Source organism: Pseudomonas sp. PS1(2021) (assembly GCF_020405165.1).
Taxonomy (GTDB): Bacteria; Pseudomonadota; Gammaproteobacteria; order Pseudomonadales; family Pseudomonadaceae; genus Pseudomonas; species Pseudomonas aeruginosa.
In genome coordinates, this window is sequence record NZ_CP084484.1 from 4,084,936 (window position 1) to 4,097,979 (window position 13,044).

Annotated in this window: 14 protein-coding genes; 2 read left to right on the forward strand and 12 right to left on the reverse strand. The window is 65.0% G+C overall.

Features of this window, described 5'->3' with window-relative positions; translation table 11 throughout:
* Nucleotides 1–40: 40 nt before the first annotated feature.
* The 10 genes from era to rpoE all read right to left on the reverse strand — a co-directional run bounded on the left by era (nucleotide 41) and on the right by rpoE (nucleotide 9,064).
* A complete protein-coding gene (era, locus tag LE197_RS19640) occupies nucleotides 41–958 on the reverse strand; it encodes a GTPase Era (protein ID WP_003085566.1) in 918 nt (305 codons plus the stop codon).
* Nucleotides 951–1,640 carry a ribonuclease III gene (gene rnc, locus LE197_RS19645; protein WP_003085565.1) on the reverse strand — a complete coding sequence of 230 codons (690 nt, stop codon included), beginning with the start codon at nucleotides 1,638–1,640 and terminating at the stop codon, nucleotides 951–953. The genes era and rnc overlap by 8 nt, the downstream gene beginning before the upstream one ends.
* Nucleotides 1,637–2,014, reverse strand: a complete 378-nt coding sequence (locus tag LE197_RS19650) for a DUF4845 domain-containing protein (protein ID WP_003085562.1) — start codon at nucleotides 2,012–2,014, stop codon at nucleotides 1,637–1,639. The genes rnc and LE197_RS19650 overlap by 4 nt, the downstream gene beginning before the upstream one ends.
* A gap of 168 nt (nucleotides 2,015–2,182) precedes the next feature.
* Entirely contained in the window at nucleotides 2,183–3,037 is an 855-nt protein-coding gene (lepB, locus tag LE197_RS19655; RefSeq protein WP_003101969.1) for a signal peptidase I, read from the reverse strand.
* A gap of 5 nt (nucleotides 3,038–3,042) precedes the next feature.
* Nucleotides 3,043–4,842: a translation elongation factor 4 gene (lepA, locus tag LE197_RS19660; RefSeq protein ID WP_003085555.1), complete on the reverse strand. Its 1,800-nt coding sequence runs from the start codon at nucleotides 4,840–4,842 to the stop codon at nucleotides 3,043–3,045.
* Between the two features lie 149 nt (nucleotides 4,843–4,991).
* Entirely contained in the window at nucleotides 4,992–6,416 is a 1,425-nt protein-coding gene (gene mucD, locus LE197_RS19665; protein ID WP_003114183.1) for a serine protease MucD, read from the reverse strand.
* Between the two features lie 39 nt (nucleotides 6,417–6,455).
* Entirely contained in the window at nucleotides 6,456–6,911 is a 456-nt protein-coding gene (gene mucC, locus LE197_RS19670; protein ID WP_003110245.1) for an alginate biosynthesis regulator MucC, read from the reverse strand.
* Nucleotides 6,908–7,858, reverse strand: coding sequence for a sigma factor AlgU regulator MucB (mucB, locus tag LE197_RS19675; RefSeq protein WP_003101960.1), 951 nt, complete (start codon nucleotides 7,856–7,858; stop codon nucleotides 6,908–6,910). Before mucB ends, mucC begins: the two co-directional genes overlap by 4 nt.
* Before the next feature lie 8 nt (nucleotides 7,859–7,866).
* Nucleotides 7,867–8,451 (reverse strand): anti-sigma factor MucA, encoded by a 585-nt coding sequence (mucA, locus tag LE197_RS19680; RefSeq protein ID WP_003101958.1) that lies wholly within the window; start codon nucleotides 8,449–8,451, stop codon nucleotides 7,867–7,869.
* A gap of 31 nt (nucleotides 8,452–8,482) precedes the next feature.
* Nucleotides 8,483–9,064: an RNA polymerase sigma factor RpoE gene (rpoE, locus tag LE197_RS19685; RefSeq protein WP_003085543.1), complete on the reverse strand. Its 582-nt coding sequence runs from the start codon at nucleotides 9,062–9,064 to the stop codon at nucleotides 8,483–8,485.
* 408 nt (nucleotides 9,065–9,472) lie between these two features.
* Between rpoE and nadB the strand changes: the two genes are divergently transcribed.
* Complete coding sequence (gene nadB, locus LE197_RS19690; RefSeq protein WP_003101954.1) at nucleotides 9,473–11,089, forward strand: L-aspartate oxidase; 1,617 nt, start codon at nucleotides 9,473–9,475, stop codon at nucleotides 11,087–11,089.
* Here the strand turns inward: nadB and LE197_RS19695 are convergent.
* Complete coding sequence (locus LE197_RS19695; RefSeq protein WP_003114181.1) at nucleotides 11,058–11,510, reverse strand: protein YgfX; 453 nt, start codon at nucleotides 11,508–11,510, stop codon at nucleotides 11,058–11,060. The genes nadB and LE197_RS19695 overlap by 32 nt on opposite strands.
* A complete protein-coding gene (locus tag LE197_RS19700; RefSeq protein ID WP_003145753.1) occupies nucleotides 11,494–11,748 on the reverse strand; it encodes a succinate dehydrogenase assembly factor 2 in 255 nt (84 codons plus the stop codon). Before LE197_RS19700 ends, LE197_RS19695 begins: the two co-directional genes overlap by 17 nt.
* A gap of 272 nt (nucleotides 11,749–12,020) precedes the next feature.
* Here LE197_RS19700 and LE197_RS19705 point away from each other — a divergent pair, with 272 nt between their 5' ends.
* On the forward strand, nucleotides 12,021–12,965 hold the full coding sequence (locus LE197_RS19705; RefSeq protein ID WP_003101947.1) for a YgfZ/GcvT domain-containing protein: 945 nt from the start codon (nucleotides 12,021–12,023) through the stop codon (nucleotides 12,963–12,965).
* Nucleotides 12,966–13,044: the final 79 nt, after the last annotated feature.

The following is a 13,044-nucleotide window of genomic DNA, read 5'->3' on the forward strand; positions in this document are numbered from 1 at the left end:
GAGGGATGGCGCCCGGCTGGCGCCGGGCTGCCGGGAACGGTCAGAGGTCGCCGTAGCCCAGCGAGCGCAGGGCGCGCTCGTCGTCGGACCAGCCGCCCTTGACCTTGACCCAGAGGTTGAGCATGACCTTGGAGTCGAACAGCACTTCCATGTCTTTGCGCGCGTTCTGGCCGATGCTTTTGATCCGCTCGCCCTTGTCGCCGATGATGATCTTCTTCTGCCCCTCGCGCTCCACCAGGATCAGCGCATGGATATGCAGGATGCGACCTTCCTGCTTGAACTCCTCGATCTCCACGGTGATCTGGTAGGGCAGCTCGGCGCCGAGCTGGCGCATGATCTTCTCGCGGACCAGCTCGGCGGCCAGGAAGCGGCTGCTGCGGTCGGTGATCTGGTCTTCGGGGAAGAAGTGCTCGCTTTCCGGCAGACGCTCGGCGACCAGCTTCTCCAGCACGTCCAGGTTGGTCCCGTGCTGCGCCGAGATCGGTACTACCTCGGCCTTCGGCAACTGCTGGGTGAGCCATTCGAGGTGCGGCAGCAGGTCGGCCTTTTCCTCGATGCGGTCGGTCTTGTTCACCGCGATCAGCACCGGGCAACTGACGTACTGCACGCGCTCCAGGACCATCTGGTCCTCTTCGGTCCAGCGGGTGCGGTCGACCACGAAGATCACCACGTCGACATCCTTCAATGCCGCGCTGGCGGTACGGTTCATGTAGCGGTTGAGGGCCTTCTCGCCGCTCTTGTGCAGGCCGGGCGTATCGACGTAGACGGCCTGCACCTCGCCCTCGGTCTTGATCCCGAGCATGTTGTGGCGGGTGGTCTGCGGCTTGCGCGAGGTGATCGCCAGCTTCTGCCCGAGGATGTGGTTGAGCAGGGTGGACTTGCCCACGTTGGGGCGGCCCACGATCGCCACGTAGCCGCAACGGCTGCCGGCGGGGATGTCGTCGTGCATGTCAGTCATGGCCATTCTCCACGCCCAGGGCCACCAGCGCGGCGGCCGCGGCCACCTGCTCGGCGATGCGGCGGCTGCCGCCGTGCCCGTGGGTCTTGTCGCTCAGCAGGGCCACTTCGCAATCGACGAAGAAGGTCCGGCAATGGGGTTCGCCCTGGATATCCACCACCTCGTAGCGCGGCAGGTCGCAGCCACGCGACTGCAGGAACTCCTGCAGGCGGGTCTTGGGGTCCTTGTTGGTGTCCACCGGGGTCAGCTCGCGCAGTTGCGGTCCGAGCCAGGCGATGATCCGCTCGCGCGCGGAGTCCATGCCGGTATCCAGGTAGATGGCGCCGATCAGGGCTTCCATCGCATCGGCAAGGATCGACTCGCGGCGGAACCCGCCGCTCTTCAGCTCGCCCGAGCCCAGCCGCAGGTAGTCGCCCACCTCGAAGCCGCGCGCCAGCAGGGCCAGGGTCTCGCCCTTGACCAATCGCGCGCGCAGGCGCGAAAGCTGGCCTTCGCGAGCCTGCGGGAAGTGGTGGAACAGCGCCTCGCCGATGACGAAGTTGAGAATGGCGTCACCGAGGAACTCCAGGCGCTCGTTGTTGCGCCCGGCGTAGCTGCGATGGGTCAGGGCCAGGACCATCAGGTCCCGGTCTTTGAAGGTATAGCCGAGCTTGCGCTCGAGTCGGTCCAGCGAATTACTCACGGCATGCGTACACGGAATTCTTTGTCGAAGTGGACCACCAGGTCGATGTTGCTGATCAGTGGCTCGCGTTTTTCATATTTCAGGTGCGCCCGGAATTGGTTGTCTTCCAGTTGCACCTCCAGGGCCTTCTCCAGGTCCAGGTTGCGGATGCCGTTGATCTGCATCCCCTTGCCGACGTAGCTGTAGAACTCCGGCACGGAACGCACCTCGGCCGCCTTGTCGGTCTCCACGGAAGTGATCACCTTCTCCAGCGAGTAGTAATCCATGTAGTGCGGGATGATCTTGAACGCGGCGCTGGCGAAGAACGCCACCACGCCCAGCACCACCAGCCACCCCAGCAGGGACATCCCCTTCTGCGAACGCGCGAACCTCATGTCGGACCTCATGTCAGTGTAGTTATTCCGTCCAGCGAGCGGTAACGCCATCGGGCAGGGCCCTGCGGCGGCGTTCGCGGAAGTGAAAGCGGGGCTGCCCTCGGGAGCAGCCCCGCTTCGCGATTATTCAGCAGGAGCGCCCTTCCGCGTGGCGAACCTGCGCACAGGTCAGTGAATCACGCCGACCCGGGAGAAGTTCGGCAGGTTGCTCATCTTCGGATCGGGCCAGCTCATCCATACAGCGAAGGCCTTGCCGACGATATTGCGGTCCGGAACCATGCCCAGCAGATCCTTGGGGATCTTCGGATCGTTCCAGTAGCGGCTGTCGTTGGAGTTGTCGCGGTTGTCGCCCATCATGAAGTAGTGGCCGGCGGGAATGGTCCACTGGCGGTCGGGCTCAATGCGATAGCGGCTCATTTCCTTGCGGATCAGGTGCTCGGCCTGGCCCAGCTTCTCCTGGTACAGGGTCACGCTGCCCAGGGTGCCCGGTTCCTCGCCGACCAGTTTCTCCGCCACCAGCTCGCCGTTGACGTACAGGCGCTTTTCCTTGGTATAGCGCACGGTGTCGCCGGGCAGGCCGACCACGCGCTTGATGTAGTTGATGTTAGGTTCGCTGGGATAGCGGAACACCATGACATCGCCGCGCTGCGGGTCGCCGATCGGGATCACCTTGGTGTCCAGCACCGGCAGGCGGATACCGTAGGCGAACTTGTTGACCAGGATGAAATCGCCGACCTCGAGGGTAGGTTTCATCGACCCCGAGGGAATCTGGAACGGTTCGACCAGGAAGGAACGCAGCACCAGCACGATGAACAGCACCGGGAAGAACGACTTGCCGTACTCCACCAGCAGCGGTTCCTTGTTGAGCTTCTCCAGCACCGCCGGATCGGGCTCGTTCACCTGCCCTTCGTAGGAAGAGATCGCGGCCCGCCGACGCGGCGCGAACAGCACCAGGTCGACCAGGGCCAGGGCGCCGCATACAGCCACGGCGATGACCAGCAACAACGGGAAATTGAGTGTCATGGGTTCTAGCTATCCACTTTGAGCACGGCGAGGAAGGCTTCCTGGGGAATTTCCACGCTACCGACCTGCTTCATCCTTTTCTTACCAGCCTTCTGCTTCTCCAGCAGCTTGCGTTTACGGCTCACGTCGCCACCGTAACACTTGGCCAGCACGTTCTTCCTGAGCGCCTTGACCGTCGAGCGGGCGATGATCTGCCCACCGATGGCTGCCTGGATCGCCACGTCGAACATCTGCCGCGGGATCAGTTCCTTCATTTTCTCCACCAGCTGGCGGCCCTTGTAGGGGGCGTTGTCGCGGTGGACGATCAGGGCGAGGGCGTCGACCTTCTCGCCATTGATCAGCACGTCGAGACGAACCAGGTTGGACGGCTCGAAACGATCGAAGCTGTAGTCCAGGGAAGCATAGCCGCGGCTGGTGGACTTGAGGCGATCGAAGAAGTCGAGCACCACCTCGTTCATCGGCAGGTCGTAGACCACCTGCACCTGGCCGCTGAGGAAGTGCATGTCGCGCTGCACGCCGCGCTTCTCGATGCACAGGGTGATCACGTTGCCCAGGTGGTCCTTGGGCACCAGGATGGTGGCGCGGCAGATCGGTTCGCGCATTTCCTGGATCGACGCCAGGTCCGGGAGCTTGGACGGGTTGTCGACGTAGATGATCTCGCCGTTCTTCTGCACGATCTCGAAGACCACCGTGGGCGCGGTGGTGATCAGGTCCAGGTCGTATTCGCGCTCCAGGCGCTCCTGGATGATCTCCATGTGCAGCATGCCGAGGAAGCCGCAACGGAAGCCGAAGCCCAGGGCTTCGGAGCTTTCCGGCTCGTATTGCAGCGACGAGTCGTTGAGGGTCAGTTTCTGCAGGGCGTCGCGGAAGTCCTCGAAATCGTCCGAGCTGACCGGGAACAGGCCCGCGTAGACCTGCGGCTTGACCCGCTTGAAGCCCGGCAGGACCTCGACGTCCGGCGTGTTGTTCAGGGTCAGTGTATCGCCCACCGGCGCGCCGTGGATATCCTTGATACCGGCGATGATGAAGCCCACCTCGCCCGCCTTCAGGTCGACGGTCTCGGTGTGCTTCGGAGTGAATACCCCGACGCTGTCCACCTGGTGGACCTTGCCGGTGGACTTCACCAGGATCTTGTCGCCCTTCTTCACCCGGCCGTTCTTCACCCGTACCAGCGAGACCACGCCGAGGTAGTTGTCGAACCAGGAGTCGATGATCAGCGCCTGCAGCGGCGCCTCGATCTCGCCTTCCGGGGCGGGGATGGCGGTCACCAGGCGCTCCAGCACCTCCAGCACGCCCATCCCGCTCTTGGCGCTGCAGGCCACGGCGTCGGTGGCGTCGATGCCGATGATGCTCTCGATTTCCTCTTTCACCCGCTCCGGCTCGGCCTGGGGCAGGTCCATCTTGTTCAGCACGGGCATCACTTCCAGCCCCTGCTCGATGGCGGTGTAGCAGTTGGCGACGGACTGCGCCTCGACGCCCTGGCCGGCGTCCACTACCAGCAACGCGCCCTCGCAGGCGGCCAGCGAGCGGCTGACTTCGTAGGTGAAGTCGACGTGGCCGGGGGTATCGATGAAGTTGAGCTGGTAGGTCTTACCGTCCTGCGCCTTGTAGTGCAGGGTCACGCTGTGGGCCTTGATGGTGATCCCGCGCTCGCGCTCCAGGTCCATGGAGTCCAGGACCTGGGCCTCCATTTCGCGATCGGAGAGGCCGCCGCACATCTGGATGAAGCGATCGGCCAGCGTCGACTTGCCATGGTCGATATGGGCAATGATGGAGAAATTGCGGATATGGCTCAGGTCGCTCACGGCTCAACACACTCGAAAAGGGCAAGGGCGGCAATCCGCCGAAAAATAGCCGGGGAGTTTACCTGATGCTCGGGCAAGGCGTCACGCAGGTAACGGATTGACGGGCATGAAAAAGGGCGGTGGAAACCGCCCTTTTTTCGCCAGCCGGCTTATTCGGCCAGCTTGAAGGTAATGAAGCTGGCGCGTCCCTGGCGCAGCACCCGCATCGAAACCGAACGGTTCTTCGGCAGGGCCTTGGCCACGTCGGCGAAGACCTTGGTCGAGGTCACCGCCTTGTTGTCCAGGTGGGTGATGACATCGCCCGGACGCAGGCCGATGACCGCGGCCGGACCGTCCTGGACTTCCTTGATCACCACGCCGCCCTGGATATCCAGGCTCTTGCGCTGCTCGGCGGTCAGGTCGGCGACGGTCACGCCCAGGCGGTTGCTGCTGCGCTCGGCGCCCGGAGCGCCCATCGAGGCGATTTCCTCGTCGTCGTCCGGAAGGCTGCCTACCGCCATGCTCAGGGACTTGCGCTGGCCGTTGCGAATCACGTCCAGGTTGATCTTGTCGCCCGGCTTCATGTTGCCCACCAGGTGCGGCAGGTCGGCGGACTCGTTGATCGACTGGCCGTTCAGGCTGAGGATCACATCGCCCACCTGCAGGCCACCCTTGGCCGCCGGGCCGTCTTCCACCAGTTGCGCCACCAGCGCGCCGGACGGCTTGTCGAGGCCGAAGGACTCGGCGAGATCCTTGTTCACTTCCTGGATCACCACGCCCAGCCAGCCGCGACTGACCTTGCCGGCTTTCTTCAACTGGTCGGCGACGTTCAGCGCGACATCGATCGGAATGGCGAAGGACAGGCCCATGAAGCCGCCGGAACGGGTGAAGATCTGCGAGTTGATGCCGACCACTTCGCCCTGCAGGTTCAGCAGCGGACCGCCGGAGTTACCCGGGTTGATCGCCACGTCGGTCTGGATGAAGGGTACGTAGCTCTCGTTCGGCAGGCTACGCCCCTTGGCACTGACGATACCGGCGGTGACCGAGTGATCGAAGCCGAACGGCGAACCGATGGCCAGGACCCATTCGCCCACTTTCAGCTTGTTCGAATCGCCCAGTTTCAGGGTCGGCAGGTTCTTCGCCTCGATCTTCAGCACCGCCACGTCGCTGCGCGGGTCCGCGCCGATCAACTTGGCCTTGTGCTCGCTACGGTCGGACAGGCGCACCAGGATCTCGTCGGCATCGGCCACGACGTGATTGTTGGTGAGGATGTAGCCGTCGTTGGAGATGATGAAGCCGGAACCCAGCGATTGCGCCTCGCGCTGCTGGCCGCGCGGATTGCGCGGAACCTGCGGGATGCTGCGCTCGAGGAAGTCGCGGAACATCGGCGGCAGCCCTTCGAGGTCGGGGATAGACAGCTGCCCGCGCGCCATGGCGCGATCCGGCAGCTTCTGCCGCGTACTGATATTCACCACCGCCGGCGACGCCTGTTCGACCAAAGGCGTGAAGTCCGGCAGTTCTGCCCGGGCCGTCATCGCCAGGCTCAAGGCCAGCAAGGCCACCATCGCAGCCATACAGCGTTTTAGGGTATGCATCGACTACAGCTCCCGTGATGTTCGAGGGAAGAGAAAGACTCAGGCCGAATCGGACGGCCCGGAAATCAGCGCTCGCAGAACCACCGGCTGCGAGGCTGGATCATCGGCATGACGACGAGCATGCCGACGCACCAATAGCCAGGCCGCCAGCAAACCCGCCAGCCCGGACACGATGATCAGAGGTTCGACAAGGCCCGCCCGGGTCGCCAGCAATGCTGCCACGAAAAACCCGAGCAGAGGGAAAAGATAGAAGAGGACGGAGGCGCGCAACAACAGGTCTTCATGAATTCCTAGGACGACCGCATCGCCGACCCGCAGGCTCAGGTCGCTCAACGCGCGCACCCGGGCACGCCCCGCGCCGACGCCCAGGCGCTGCATCAGCCCCTGGCCGCAACCGGCATTGGCCGAGCAGGACGAGCAGGTACTGCGGCGCACGGTCTCGACCCATACCGCTCCCGGCTCGGTCGCCACCACTCGCCCCTGCTCCTCGATCATTTCTGGGCGGCGGCCTCGGGCCGGATGGACAGCGCCACCCGCTCGGCGGTGCCCAGCGGCACTTCGCCGACGACGGTCACCATCTGGCCGCCGTCATCGGTCTGCAGGCGCTTGGAAACCACCACGGTCGGGCCGAGCTGGCTGCGCGCGTCGCCAACCATGGCACCGTGCAGCGGCTCGATGAACACCGAGAATCGTGCCAGGCCATCGCCATAGGTCAGGCAGGCGACCGGATCGGGGGTGACCGGACTGCGACGCATGAAACTGCGGGTCAGGGTGAAACCTGGCGGCAGCCATTCCGAGCGCCAGGCCACGGTCTTCTCGCCGTCGGCCTTGGCCGGGCCGACGACCTGGCATTCGGCGCCCGCCTGCAACTGGTCTTCGGCAGGTGCCGCGCCGGTATTCAACTGGGTGAACTGGAAGCGCTCGAGCAACTGCCCCTTCTCGTTCAGCAGCAGCGACTTCAACGGCAGGCCGGTGTCGCGGTCCAGGTGCAGCTCGAAGCCGTAGCGATGCTGGTCGCGCGGAGTCACCGCAAGGACCACTGCCGGGCGGCCGGCGACACGGGATTCGCCGACCAGGCGCAGGTCGTACCAGGAAGCCAGCTGGGAGGGATCGAACTTGCGCACCGGCCACAGCTGGGCATCGGCCAGTTGGTCGGCAAGGCCGCCGCTGATGCACTGGGTGCGCCCGTCGACCCGGACCACTTCCTGGCGCGCGCCGTCGAGCTGGAGCAGGCGCTCGCGAACCGCACCATCGCTCTCCACGCGATGCCAGATCTCATGGGTGGAGAAGCTGCCATTGCGCTCGTAGACGAAGGTGCCTTGGAAACTGTTCTGGCGATCGGCCTCGGCGAGACGATTCAGCCAGTCGGAAGCGTCGGCAGCCTGAGTGGCGGGAACCGCCATCAGGCTGCCAAGCAAAAGCAACAGGGAGGTGGTGCGCATGTCTCTCCTCAGCGGTTTTCCAGGCTGGCTGCCCGAGCGTAGGGCAGCGCGCTCTCTGTACCACTGACGGCGGATTGTTGCACGTGCTGACGCAGGTAGATCGGCAGACGCTGCTCATGCCAGCGGGTATCGCTGGACGAGGAGTTGGTGATCACCTGCGGCGCCCCCTGCTCTTCGCTGTAGCCGGCCAGCACGGCCGGGCCTTTCACCTGAGGCAGGGCGATCTGCGGGGTGGTCCCCTGTTGCGCCATCTGCGGCAGGGCGTCGTTCTGGTTGTACAGACGCACGCCGGCCAGCACCGCCAGGGTCACCGAGGCAGCGACCGCCAGGCGACCGACCATCCGCCACGGTCCCTTCTCCGCTTTCGGCGGAGCGGCCTCGTCGGCCAGGGCAGCAGAGACCGCCGCAGCGATATCCAGCTTCGGCAGGGTAGGCTCGCGGTGCATGACGGACCGCGCCAACTGGTAACGCGACCAGGTGGAACGCAGCTCGGCATCCTCGCCGCAAGCTGCGAGCACCCGCCGCAACTCGAGTTCATCCGCTTCGTTATCCATCACAGCGGACAGAGTTTCCTGCAGGGCTTCACGACTCATAGCGATACCTCTCTTGGCATTTGCCGCTGTGTCAGGCTTCTCGCAACAAAGGCTGCAGAGCTTTGTCGATTGCTTCACGAGCGCGGAAGATCCGCGACCGTACCGTCCCCACCGGACACTGCATCACGGTGGCGATATCTTCGTAACTCAAACCTTCGAACTCGCGCAGGGTCAGGGCCGTGCGCAAATCCTCGGGCAACTGCTGGATGGTCTGGTGCACGGTGGCCTCGATCTCATCCCGCAACATCGCCCGTTCCGGCGATTCGATGTCCTTCAGGGCGTGGTCGCCCTCGAAGAACTCCGCATCCTCTGCGGTCACATCGCTGTCCGGTGGCCGACGCCCGCGAGCGACCAGATGGTTCTTCGCGGTGTTGATGGCGATCCGATACAGCCAGGTATAAAAAGCACTATCGCCGCGGAAATTGCCGAGCGCACGGTATGCCTTGATGAAGGCTTCCTGCGCTACGTCCTGGGCTTCCTGGGCGTCGTGCACGAACCGCACGATCAATCCCAGTATCTTGTGCTGGTATTTCAGTACCAGCAGATCGAAAGCCCGCTTGTCTCCGCGCTGTACCCGTTCAACCAGTTGCTGATCCTGTTCCTGGGTTAGCATGAAAGCTCCTCTTCGAACCTGGAGGAGCTTCGAGCGTCCCAGCGAATCGTCTTGCCAAGATAGACTCGGGCTTCTTGCAAAAGTTCTCCCCTCCAAGCATGCGTCACGAGTTTTTTCCTCGCTCGTGACGTGCGGCCCCGGACATCGTGTCCGGGCCCCGCGAAAATGGATTGCATCGGGCTCAGGGCCCGGCCTCTGTGCCGCTGGGTAGGCCAACCGGACGAGGTCTTCAGGCATCCTGCTTTGGAACCGATGCGTCTAAGAAAGTTCCAGCACTACATCGCCCCGCTCTGATGACGCCTGCCGATGACAGGCCCGCAGCTCATCCGCCGGACCGGCAGCGGGGGTGCGCTATTGTGCCGCCAGGCCCTTCTATATACTAGGGCTCCACCACGGGGAAATGCGGGCATGAGCCAACATTATCAACACGATGTACTGGTCATCGGCAGCGGCGCCGCCGGCCTGAGTCTGGCCTTGACCCTTCCGGAACACCTGCGCATCGCCGTCCTCAGCAAGGGCGAACTGTCGCAGGGCTCGACCTACTGGGCCCAGGGCGGCGTGGCCGCCGTGCTGGACGATACCGACACCGTGGAATCCCACGTCGAGGACACCCTGGTCGCCGGTGGCGGCCTGTGCCGCGAGGATGCGGTGCGCTTCACCGTGGAGCATAGCCGCGAAGCGATCCAGTGGCTGATCGAACAGGGGGTGCCCTTCACCCGCGACGAGCAGCACAACCACGAGGAAGGCAGCTTCGAATACCACCTGACCCGCGAAGGCGGGCACAGCCACCGGCGCATCATCCATGCCGCCGACGCCACCGGCGCCGCGATCTTCAATACCTTGCTGGCCCAGGCCCGGCGGCGACCGAACATCGAGTTGCTGTCGCAGCGGGTGGCGGTCGACCTGATCACCGAGCGCAAGCTAGGCCTGCCGAGCAAGCGCTGCCTGGGCGCCTACGTGCTGAATCGGGAAAGCGGCGAAGTCGATACCTTCCGTGCCCGCTTCACCGTGCTGGCCTCCGGTGGCGCGAGCAAGGTCTACCTTTATACCAGCAATCCCGACGGCAACTCCGGCGACGGCATCGCCATGGCCTGGCGCGCCGGCTGCCGGGTCGGCAACCTGGAGTTCAACCAGTTCCACCCGACCTGCCTGTACCACCCGCAGGCCAAGAGTTTCCTCATCACCGAGGCATTGCGCGGCGAAGGCGCCCTGCTCCGCCTGCCCAATGGCGAGCGTTTCATGCCGCGCTTCGACCCGCGTGGCGAGCTGGCGCCCCGAGACATCGTGGCCCGCGCCATCGACCATGAAATGAAGCGTCTGGGGATCGACTGTGTCTACCTGGACATCAGCCACAAGCCGGCCGAGTTCATCAAGGCGCACTTCCCCACCGTCTACGAGCGCTGCCTGGACTTCGGCATCGACATTACCCAGCAACCGATCCCGGTAGTGCCGGCCGCTCACTATACCTGCGGCGGCGTGCTCGTCGACCAGCACGGGCATACCGACGTGCCGGGCCTCTACGCCATCGGCGAAACCACCTTCACCGGCCTGCACGGCGCCAACCGCATGGCCAGCAATTCGCTGCTGGAATGCTTCGTCTATGCCCGCTCTGCCGCCGCCGACATGCTCCAGCGCCTGCCCGGCACGCCCGTGCCGGAAAGCCTGCCGAGCTGGGACGCCAGCCAGGTCACCGACTCCGACGAGGACGTGATCATCGCGCACAACTGGGACGAACTGCGGCGTTTCATGTGGGACTACGTCGGTATCGTGCGCACCAACAAGCGCCTTCAGCGCGCCCAGCACCGGGTACGCCTGCTGCTCAGCGAGATCGACGAGTTCTACAGCAACTACAAGGTCAGCCGCGACCTGATCGAGTTGCGCAACCTGGCACTGGTCGCCGAACTGATCATCCGCTCGGCCATGCAGCGCCGCGAAAGCCGGGGCCTGCACTACACGCTGGATTATCCGGACCTGCTGCCCGAAGCCCGCGACACTATCCTGGTGCCGCCCATCTACGGCGACTGAAGCGCAGGCGGACACGCAGGCGCCGATGGCTGTCGGCGCCCAATGCATCGGCCGGGATACAGCAGCCAAGGATGCGCCAGCGGCCCGGCAGGCGCACGCGCAGTACGATCAGCCAGGGCAACGCCAGGCTGTCAGGGCGCAATTGCACCGCTTGCCAGCCGCTTCCGGCGCTCCACAGCTGCCAGCCCCGCTCGTCATGGCGCACGCCGCGGAAGGCCCGCGAGCCGCGCAGCAGTACCTGGCGGTACAGCCCCCAGGCACCGTAGGCCAGGCAGACCAGCGCAAGCGGCGGCTTCAGCCAGACCGGCAGCGCCGCCAGCAGGATCGACAGCAGCGCCAGGGCCCACAGTGCCAGGCTCGCCGCCAGCAGGATCGGAGAGACCCGCCAGCGGCATTCGAACGGCTCAATCCGGCTGGACACGGTCCAGGATCATCCGCACCATCCGCCGCAGGTCGGCGTCTTCCGGCTCGCCGCGCTGCATGAACCAACCGAACATGTCCTGGTCCTCGCACTCCAGCAGCCTGCGGAAGCGCGCCTGGTCCTCGGCGTCCAGGCCCGGGTAAACCTCCTGCACGAAAGGCACCAGCAGCACATCCAGTTCCAGCATGCCGCGACGGCTGTGCCAGTAGAGTCGTTTCAGTTCGGTTTCATCTGCCATGTTCGGGCTCCTCGAAAACGCCCGGCATTATAGGGCGGTTGCGCTCGAATGGCGCGGCCCGATGACGAGGCGTCGCTCTGCCGGCGTCCGCCCTTGGTCGTATTGCCCGGCAAACCAAGGGTATCCGCGCGGGCCGCAGGCCCATGCCGACGGCGGCCTCGGAAGTGTCCGACAACCGTCAAGGCGGATGCGCCAGGCATTCTTGCCCGCTGACAAGCCTCGGACCGAGTTCTATGATGACGGTCCTGACTGACTGACCGCGCAGCATCGCAATGGCCGACCCCGCTTTCCACACCCCGCTAGTCCATGAAGGCATCCTCGCCGTCCGCGGCCCTGACGCCGCCAAGTTCCTCCAGGGCCAGCTGACCTGCAACCTCGCCTACCTCAACGACGAGACCTCCAGCCTCGGCGGCCGCTGCAACATCAAGGGCCGCCTGCTATCGAGCTTCCGCATCCTGCCCGAGGGCGACGGCCTGCTGCTGGCGATGGCCGGCGAGCTGCTCGAGGCCCAGTTGGCGGACCTGAAGAAATACGCCGTATTCTCCAAGGCCAGCCTTGCCGACGAGAGCGCAGCCTGGCTCCGCATAGGCTTGCGCGACGCCAGCGAGGCACTGCGCGCCCTGGGGATAGACACCCCGGCGGAGAGCGGCAGGATCGCCCGCCACGGCGACCTGCTCGCCGTCGCCCTGGGCGACGCCCGCGTCGAGCTATGGGTTCCGGCGCAGCGCGCCGAGGCGGTGCTTGCCACGCTCCGCGAGCACAGCCGCGAGGCGCCGCTCGACGATTGGCTGCTCGGCCAGGTGCGCGCAGGCATCGGCCAGGTGTTCGGCGCTACCCGCGAGCTGTTCATCCCACAGATGATCAACCTGCAGGCGGTCGGCGGGGTCAGCTTCAAGAAGGGCTGCTATACCGGCCAGGAAATCGTCGCCCGCATGCAGTATCTCGGCCGCCTCAAGCGCCGCCTGTATCGCCTGGCGCTGGACGCAGACGAGGTGCCGGCGCCCGGCACCGGGCTGTTCTCGCCAGTCCATTCCACCAGCGTCGGCGAAGTGGTACTGGCCGCCCGTACGCCGGAGAACAGCGTGGAATTGCTCGCCGTGCTGCAGGACGACGCCGTCGCCGACGGCCGGATCAGCCTCGGAAGCGCCGAAGGAGCGCCGCTCGTCCTCCTCAATCTGCCTTACACGCTGGACAGCGACCGCGAAATCCAGCGCTGACCGTAAACTGTGCCTCGCCGTCCGCGGACGGCCCGCCAGTATTCCCATGGCCGGTGCACGTACAGCGTGCTCCGGCCAT

Coding starts and splice junctions, on each gene's coding strand:
- mucC (WP_003110245.1), bottom strand. CDS start 6,911: ATGATCGAGGAGCAGGGGCGAGTGGTGGCGACCGAGCCGGGAGCGGTA.
- nadB (WP_003101954.1), top strand. CDS start 9,473: ATGAGCCAACATTATCAACACGATGTACTGGTCATCGGCAGCGGCGCC.
- LE197_RS19700 (WP_003145753.1), bottom strand. CDS start 11,748: ATGGCAGATGAAACCGAACTGAAACGACTCTACTGGCACAGCCGTCGC.
- era (WP_003085566.1), bottom strand. CDS start 958: ATGACTGACATGCACGACGACATCCCCGCCGGCAGCCGTTGCGGCTAC.
- LE197_RS19650 (WP_003085562.1), bottom strand. CDS start 2,014: ATGAGGTTCGCGCGTTCGCAGAAGGGGATGTCCCTGCTGGGGTGGCTG.
- lepB (WP_003101969.1), bottom strand. CDS start 3,037: ATGACACTCAATTTCCCGTTGTTGCTGGTCATCGCCGTGGCTGTATGC.
- mucB (WP_003101960.1), bottom strand. CDS start 7,858: ATGCGCACCACCTCCCTGTTGCTTTTGCTTGGCAGCCTGATGGCGGTT.
- mucD (WP_003114183.1), bottom strand. CDS start 6,416: ATGCATACCCTAAAACGCTGTATGGCTGCGATGGTGGCCTTGCTGGCC.
- rpoE (WP_003085543.1), bottom strand. CDS start 9,064: ATGCTAACCCAGGAACAGGATCAGCAACTGGTTGAACGGGTACAGCGC.
- LE197_RS19705 (WP_003101947.1), top strand. CDS start 12,021: ATGGCCGACCCCGCTTTCCACACCCCGCTAGTCCATGAAGGCATCCTC.
- mucA (WP_003101958.1), bottom strand. CDS start 8,451: ATGAGTCGTGAAGCCCTGCAGGAAACTCTGTCCGCTGTGATGGATAAC.